Below are 7,586 nucleotides of genomic sequence, written 5' to 3' on the forward strand. Positions count from 1 at the left end.
TCCAGCCGACCGCACGCAGACGAAATCAGGAGGCCGCCATGAGCGAAGCCGAAGCCAAGCAGATCGAACGCATGAAGTCCCTGCTCGCCACACAGCGCGACGCCTTTCGCCATGAGCGCCACAGGCCGATCGATCTGCGCAAGGCCGACCTGGCCCGCATTGCCGATCTGTGCCGCAAGAATAGCGATGCAATCTGCGAAGCGATCAGCCGTGATTTCGGCAATCGCGCCAAACAGGAAAGCGTCATCGCCGAGATCGCCTTCGTCATCCAGGACGCGGACCACACCGCCAAACATATCGGCAAATGGGCCAAGACCCGCTCCGTCGGTGTGCCGATGACGCTGATGCCCGGCAAGGCCACCATCCGCCGTGAGCCCAAGGGCGTGGTTGGTATTGTCTCGCCCTGGAACTATCCTTTCCAGCTCGCCATGGCACCGCTGGTGGCCGCACTCGGGGCCGGTTGCCGCGCCATGATCAAGCCCTCTGAATTGACCCCGGCCACAGCCGAGCTGATGAAACGCCTGATCGGTGAGGCCTTCGAGGAAGACCATGTCTGCGTTATCACCGGCGGTCCGGCAGTGGGCGAAGCCTTCTCACGGCTCAAATTCGACCATCTTTTCTATACCGGCTCGACCCAGGTCGGACGCCTTGTCGCCATGGCTGCCGCGGAAAACCTTGTGCCTGTCACACTCGAGCTTGGCGGCAAATCGCCGGCGATTGTCACCCCCGGATATCCCAAGCTCAGCGCTGCGAAATCCATCGGCTGGGGCAAATTCCTCAATGCCGGCCAGACCTGTGTCGCCCCCGATTATGTAATGGTGCCCAATGGCGAGGAACGCGCCATGGGCGAGGAAATCATCAAGATCGCCCAGCATGAATTCCCCGAATCCTCCGGCGATGACGCCTATACCGCCATCGTCTCGGACCGTCATTATGAGCGCCTGACCGGCATGATCGAGGAAGCCCGCGCCGGCGGCGCCGAAATCCTGCAGGCCGAGCATGACGCCCAGGCCGCCCAGGCGGCGCGCAAGATTCCGCCGACGGTGATCCTCAATCCGCCCGCCGATTCAAAGCTGATGACCGAGGAAATCTTCGGACCGCTACTGCCGATCATCGGCTATAGCGAGATCGATGCGGCGACGAATTATGTCGCCGATCACGAGCACCCGCTGGCGCTCTATGTCTATTCCACCGACAAGGAGATGGCCGCGCGCATCCTCGACCAGAGCCAGTCCGGCGGCGTTGGCATCAACACCAATCTTCTCCACCTCTCCGTACCCGACCTGCCCTTCGGCGGCATCGGAGCGTCCGGCCAGGGCAGCTATCATGGGGAAGCCGGCTTCCTGACTTTCACCCATGAGCGCTCGGTCTTCGCGACCGGCAAATGGCATCCGTCCCGCCTGCTCGCCCCGCCCTATGGCAAGTTTTACGAGACCGTGTCGAAAAAACAGATGAGCTGACACATCGCAATCCGCAATTGACGATGCCGCCGAATGCCTGAAGGCTGACCGCATCGGTGCGGCCCATGAGTCGCACCCGGCAGCCGGTGTGGACAGCGGGGGCGTCTCTATGAATTTTGTGGAATTTCGTCACCTGGTCGACGCCATGGGTCTGACACCGGAAGCTTCCGAGGAGATGGACCGCTGGGGTCATGAAAGCGCGCCCCGGCTGAAAAAGGCCCTGCTCGAGCTCTACACCACGATTGCGGATAATCCCGATCTCTCGGCATTCTTTGAAGATGTCGAACAGCTCACCCATGTCCGGCAGAAGCAATACGCACACTGGAGAACACTGCTGTCGGGCCTGTTCGACGAGACTTACCTGGAATCGGCGAAGCGGATCGGCACGGTCCATTGTTCGATCGGCCTTGAGCCCCATGCCTTTCTGACCGGCTATGCGGCCGTATTGTCGAAACTGATGCGCGATGCCAGCCAGCTGGATGGCGGAACGGGTCGCAAGGGACAGAAATCGAGTCATTCCCGGGACGTGGTCGTTGATGCCCTGACACGCGCCGCCTTGCTGGATATCGGCGTTGCCCTGACCAGCTATTCCGAAGCCGAGCAGTCCAAGGCCCGCTTGTCCCGGCTGAAATTCTCGAATGCCTTCCGGCAAGCCTTTGCGCATTCGATGTCCGAACTTGACGCCGCGATGGGGTCGCTCAATCAAGCCGCCGGCCAGCTCGCCAATTCCGACCCGGCCGCGACGGCAGATCCGGTTTTGAGCGCCGCCGAACTGGCTCGGTCCGTCACCCGATCAACCGCCACGGTCCAGGCTCAACTCGATGATTTGAAATCGAAAATGAATGAGTTCCTGACCGCCACGGGCGCAGCCTGAGCCCCGCAAGTCAGGCCCGCGCGTAAACACTGTCGACATTGGAGCCTGTGACGGTTCGGTCGTGACGTCGATTTCGCAATAAAGGCTGCTGTAAACATCGCTCCCCTTGGCAGTCCCGACGCGTTGGGTTAGCTCGTGCCAGGAAGTCACAACAGGACACGGATCATGTATCTCCCTCTCGCTGGCAAACGCGCCCTGATCACCGGTTCCAGCCATGGTGTCGGCCTGGCGGCAGCGAAACTGTTCGCCGAGCAAGGCGCCGAAGTGGTCCTGCACGGCAATGCCAATATGAGTGATGCCGATCTGGCCGTGCGCGAGATCGGACCACGGGCGTTGGGTGCGGTGCAGGCCGACCTGTCGATGCCCGGCGCCGGACGCGACCTGGTCGAGGCCGCCCAGCACTTGGCCGGCGGCAAGCTTGATACCATCATCAATAATGCCGGCATTCACTGGGCGACCCCCTTCGAAGCCACTGATGCCGAGTGGGAAGCGGGCTGGGCCGGTATTCTCCAGGTCAATTTGATGGCCGTCGCCGATATCTGCCGCGCCGCCATTCCCGGCATGGTGGAGCGTGGCGGTGGCTCGATCGTCAACATTTCCAGCCGCGCCGGCTATCGCGGCGAGGATCGTGACCATATCGCCTATGGCGCATCGAAGGCCGGTCTGCTGTCGCTGACCAAGACGCTGGCGCGCCAATGGGGGCCGGATTCGATCTACGCCTATGCCCTCACGCCGGGCTGGATCAATACCCGCATGGCGCCGCAAAACGCCGCCGGTGTTGCCGCCGCCCAGTCGGAAATCCCGATCGGCCGCATGGCCGAGCCCGAAGAGATCGCCGCCATGTGTGCCTTCCTCGCCTCTGGCGCCTGCCAGAGCGCAACGGGCAGCTGCATCGACATCAATGGCGCGAGCTATGTGCGCTAAACCTTTAATTTAACTTACAAAAATGCCCCGTCTTATCGCGTACGAAGCGGGTGTCCGGGCGATGCCGACCGATTCCCGGCATAGGGCACTTCACCGCTTTCGCGCACCATGAGATCAAGCTGGTGACGAACCCATAATTCTGTCTGAAAGCGCCAGACCCGCTCGGCAAAGGCCTGCGGCAAGCCGAATTCGCGCGCGCAGCGCCGCACATGCTCCAGCACCGCTTCATTACGGTCGGCATCGACGACATAGCGTGGATGGCGCTTGATGCGCGCCGCGGTCTCGACCAGACCCTTGCGCGCCGCCAGCAGGCGAACCAATTGCCGGTCGACCCGGTCGATTTTCAGCCGGACCGCCTCGAGGCTTGTCCCGTTTACGCCATCGTCCATTCGCGCCCCGCCTTCCCGCCCAGATAGCCATTGACCAGCGGCAATGGCAGGGTCGAGGCGCGCACCGTCTCGACCAGCTCCACCGCACTGCTCGCCCCGTCGAGATAGCCGCGCAGGGCATTTGCGACCTCGACCATGCCGACACTGTGCGGCGACAGGCGCAGGGCTGATATGCCCGCTGCCCGCAAGCTGTCGGCCGTCTCGGTACATAATTGCAGGCCATCGGACAGGGTCTGCACGCCATTGAAGGCGAGAAAGGCGGTGCCATCGAGCGTCGAGACCCGGCAGCCGTCGGGATCCTGCTCACAGACATAGCGGCAGCTGTCGCGATTCAGCTTGTGCTGGCGCGCATGATAGCAGCGCCCGGAATGGGCCAGGGGCAAGCGGCCAAAGCCGAATAATTCAATCTCCAGGCCGGGGCAGAGCTGCGCGATTTTCGCGATCGAATCCAAGGAAAGCTCCACCGGCGGACACCAGCGCGTGCACCCCATGGCCTTCAGCATCAGGGCCGTGTCTTCATTATAGACATTGAGGAAGGGCCCGGCGGTGAAGGCGGCGCCGCCACGGCTGGCCAGACCGCCAAAATCATTCAGTTCGACATGCTCGCCATCACGGACCAATTCCTCGGTCAGGCGGCGTTCGCGGCGATTGACCGGGGAGATCAGGGTCGACCAGATCACGGTCTTGCCGGCCCGCTCGAGCCGCTCCGCCGCACTGGCCACCGCCGCCTGGGTCAGAGGACCGCGCTTGCCGCAGACAATCTCGCCGAGATAGACCCGGTCGACCGGGCATTCATCGGCAATGCGGGCATAGAAGTCGAGCAATTGCGCCGAGGGCCAGTTGAAATAGAGCGGCCCCAGGCTCAAGGGTATCGGGGTCGGGTTCATCGCCATGTCTTCTTGTACGCTCCCACCGTGCCGCGCTGGCCTTCGGCCAGTGTGTTGAGCAGCGACACGCCCGCCGCCCCGCCATCCGGCGCCTCCGGTCTGGCCGCCTGTCCCAACCCGTCAATGGCCTGCCGGAATTGCCGCGTCACCGCTTCGACATAGGCCTTGCCGCGCTGGCGCCCCTCAATCTTAAGCGCCGTGACACCGGCATCGCGCAATTGCGGCAGGACATCGATCGTATTGAGACTGACAGGATCCTCGAACAAATGCCCCGTCTGGCCGCCCGCCATGAAGCGGCCCTTGCACAGGGTTGGATAGCCGAGCGGCTGGCCCTCCGCCTTGCGGTCGATCGTCAATCCGCCGAGCGCGACGGAGCGGCTGCCATCCTCGCGTGAATAGCTCACGGCTTCGGGCGGCGAGCAGACCCCGTCGAGATTGGGCGATCGGCCGGTGACATAGGAAGACAGGTCACACCGCCCCTCCGTCATCACGCACAGCCCGCCAAAGGCGAAGACCTCGACCTCGATATCGATCTCGCCGATCAGGGCCTTGATTTCCGGAATGGAGAGAATGCGTGGCAGCACGACACGCCGGACGCCAAAGCGCTCGGCATAGAAACGAATCGCTTCCGGCGTCCCGGCGGCGGCCTGGACCGAGAGATGCAGCCGCAGCTCGGGATGATGCGAGGCGGCCCGGCCCAGCACCGCCATATCGGCGGCAATGATGGCATCAGCGCCCGCCGCAGCCGCCGCATCGACGGCGCGGGCCCAGATCGCCGTCTTGCCAGCCTGGGCGAAGGTATTGATCGCCACCATCACCTTGGCGCCGCGCTGATGCGCATAGGTGACGGCCTCGGCCAGTTCGGTGTCGGAGAAATTGAGGCCCGGAAAATTGCGCGCATTGGTCTCGTCGCGCAGCCCGCAATAGACGGTATCGGCGCCGGCATTGACCGCGGCACGCAGGGCCGAGGGGGTGCCCGCCGGGCAGACCAGCTCAAGCGCGCCGCGGCTCATGATCGCCGCCCCTGTTTCGCCGGACGCCATGGGCCCGGTGGCAGCGATGGCAGCGGCACGAGATCAGCCAGCCGCATCTCCGCCTCCTCGATCGCATTGCGCAGGCTGAGCACGACGGCGGTCTCGCCCTCGATCCACAGATCGGCGGCGAAGAAGGCGGCATCGCCATCCTCACTGCCCTGCATCAGGCGCAATAGCAGATCGAGCGGCGCTTCAATCCGTGCCTCGCACGGCGTCGGCGCGGCCGCCCTGACGACCTGCACCGCGCCCGCGCCGCCGTCCGGACGCACCAGAAAGGCGACTGGCAGACCGGCCGGACAAATCAGGATACGGGCCTGGCGCGCCGGCCCCAGTCGCTCGAACACGTCGGGCCGCTGCCGCGCCAGCCGCCGCAGCGACGCCGTCAACATCACGGCCAGCGGCTGCATCGCCGTGGCCGCCACCCGCCCGCCCAAGCGTCCGAGGGGACCTTGCGGCCAGGGCCGGGCCGACAAAAAGCGACCGGCAGCATGAACGGGATGAAGCAGCGATTGTGGCAGCATGATTGAGCATCCCGTCCTGTTTTGATCACCCGTCGGATTAAAATCCGTCGATCAGTGATAACGCCAAGACTTGATATTTATCAAAACCTGAATCTGCGACATAGGCGCGCAGCCCGTAGCCTGCGAGCAGGCTGCACCAAAATCTCCACGCGGCTTGCCGCTGGAGGTTTGAGTGGTTCACCTCTCGAATGGGAGGTGTGCGGGACGCCGGCGAATGCCGGAGCTGTTGTAGGTTTAGGGGGCATCCGTGACGTCCCGCACGTGGAGATTTACTCAGGTCCCTCGCGGGCCCTGCCTCGAAATGACCGTGGACGAACAGTCGAGCATTCATGCCGGTCTTCCCCGATCATGGCCTCACCGGGACTCGGGCTGTCACCCCTCTGTCCGGACGAGCTCCACGCTCCCGACCGCCGCAAATGACTGAGCTCACGCCTCCCGTGCGACCGGAACAGTTGGATTATGCGCCAGGCTCATGGGGGTGGGGATAACATCACCCAAAATTCGTCTTCCCGACGAAAGTCGGGACCGCGATTTCGCGGGCTCCGCACTTGTCCCATCGAGGGCCCGGCCTTCGCCGGAATGACGTGGGATAATTTGCAGAGGGCGGGGATAAGCGGGCGCTCACCGCCGCGACCGTCACCCTCCCCGCTCCAAAAATGCGACATTGCGCCGTGAAACTCATGCAAGATGACCCCATGCGGGGTTGTGCTGCCGCGTCTGCGGGGGCAGACAGGGGCCAATCGCCGTCAATTTCGGCAAGCCATACCGGCTTTCAACCAGACCAGGGACGACTGCAGCTTGAAAAATTCAGCACATCCGACATTCGCCGACCGCAAACAGCATGCTGCGGAGGCCAAGAAAAAGCTTCTGGAGAAATTCAAGTCCGCCCCGAAACTCGACGACCCCGAGCTGGCCGCCAAGCGCGCCGAACGCGCCGCCATCGCGGAGGCGCGCGAAGCTCGCCGCATCGAGCGTGAGCGGGTGAACGCCGAAACCAAGGCGCGCAAGGCCGCCGAACGCGCCGAACGCGAAGCCGCCGCCCTCGCCGCCGAGGCAGCCGAAGCTGCGGCACGCGAAGCCGAGGAAAAGGCCGAGCTCGAGCGCCATATCGCCGAAGAAGCCGCGAAGAAGGCCGAGCGCGATGCGCGTTATGCGGCGCGGAAAAAGCGCAAGCGCTAGGGGGCGTTGGGGCGAGACCGCCCACGGTAGCGCCCGCCATCCTCACCAGCTCCGACCGCTTCGCGGCCACCTCTTCCATCAAGGAAGAGGAGGTGATGATGTCCTCCGCTTCGATTATCTCCCTCCTCTTCCTTGATGGAAGAGGTGCGCCGGGCGCAGCCCGGGGCGGAGCTGGTGACGGCCTCGCGCCTGCGTTTGCGGGCCGACACGCAACTTTCTCTGAGTAACCAAATCCTTGTCATCCTGACGAAAGTCCACTGCTGTCCGGGATTTATTGATTGGGGGTGATGTGCACGGCAGACCCGGCTTGCAAATCAG

General features: G+C 63.7%; 8 protein-coding genes. 4 read left to right on the plus strand and 4 right to left on the minus strand.

Going from position 1 to position 7,586, the window contains the following annotated elements; all coding sequences use genetic code 11:
- The first annotated feature begins 38 nt into the window (after positions 1–38).
- The 3 genes from ACN0YJ_RS11070 (at position 39) to ACN0YJ_RS11080 (ending at position 3,258) form a co-directional block, all read left to right on the plus strand.
- A complete protein-coding gene (locus ACN0YJ_RS11070; RefSeq protein ID WP_417496227.1) occupies positions 39–1,460 on the plus strand; it encodes a coniferyl aldehyde dehydrogenase in 1,422 nt (473 codons plus the stop codon).
- A gap of 109 nt (positions 1,461–1,569) precedes the next feature.
- Positions 1,570–2,334 (plus strand): protoglobin domain-containing protein, encoded by a 765-nt coding sequence (locus ACN0YJ_RS11075; protein ID WP_417496228.1) that lies wholly within the window; start codon positions 1,570–1,572, stop codon positions 2,332–2,334.
- 165 nt (positions 2,335–2,499) lie between these two features.
- Entirely contained in the window at positions 2,500–3,258 is a 759-nt protein-coding gene (locus ACN0YJ_RS11080; protein ID WP_417489742.1) for an SDR family NAD(P)-dependent oxidoreductase, read from the plus strand.
- 32 nt (positions 3,259–3,290) lie between these two features.
- Here ACN0YJ_RS11080 and ACN0YJ_RS11085 read toward each other — a convergent pair whose 3' ends face one another.
- Genes ACN0YJ_RS11085 through ubiT form a run of 4 tightly spaced genes read right to left on the minus strand, consistent with a single transcriptional unit; the run spans position 3,291 to position 6,089 of the window.
- Entirely contained in the window at positions 3,291–3,647 is a 357-nt protein-coding gene (locus ACN0YJ_RS11085; protein WP_417477166.1) for a chorismate mutase, read from the minus strand.
- A complete protein-coding gene (gene ubiV / locus ACN0YJ_RS11090) occupies positions 3,632–4,534 on the minus strand; it encodes a ubiquinone anaerobic biosynthesis protein UbiV (protein WP_417496229.1) in 903 nt (300 codons plus the stop codon). The genes ACN0YJ_RS11085 and ubiV overlap by 16 nt, the downstream gene beginning before the upstream one ends.
- Positions 4,531–5,547 (minus strand): ubiquinone anaerobic biosynthesis protein UbiU, encoded by a 1,017-nt coding sequence (ubiU, locus tag ACN0YJ_RS11095; RefSeq protein ID WP_417496230.1) that lies wholly within the window; start codon positions 5,545–5,547, stop codon positions 4,531–4,533. The genes ubiV and ubiU overlap by 4 nt, the downstream gene beginning before the upstream one ends.
- Complete coding sequence (gene ubiT / locus ACN0YJ_RS11100) at positions 5,544–6,089, minus strand: ubiquinone anaerobic biosynthesis accessory factor UbiT (protein WP_417496231.1); 546 nt, start codon at positions 6,087–6,089, stop codon at positions 5,544–5,546. The genes ubiU and ubiT overlap by 4 nt, the downstream gene beginning before the upstream one ends.
- A 798-nt stretch (positions 6,090–6,887) precedes the next feature.
- On the opposite strand from ubiT, the gene ACN0YJ_RS11105 reads away from it, so the two are divergent.
- Positions 6,888–7,268: a DUF6481 family protein gene (locus ACN0YJ_RS11105; RefSeq protein WP_417496232.1), complete on the plus strand. Its 381-nt coding sequence runs from the start codon at positions 6,888–6,890 to the stop codon at positions 7,266–7,268.
- Positions 7,269–7,586 lie beyond the last annotated feature (318 nt).

This window comes from Maricaulis sp. (assembly GCF_048270095.1).
In the GTDB taxonomy this organism is placed as follows: domain Bacteria; phylum Pseudomonadota; class Alphaproteobacteria; order Caulobacterales; family Maricaulaceae; genus Maricaulis.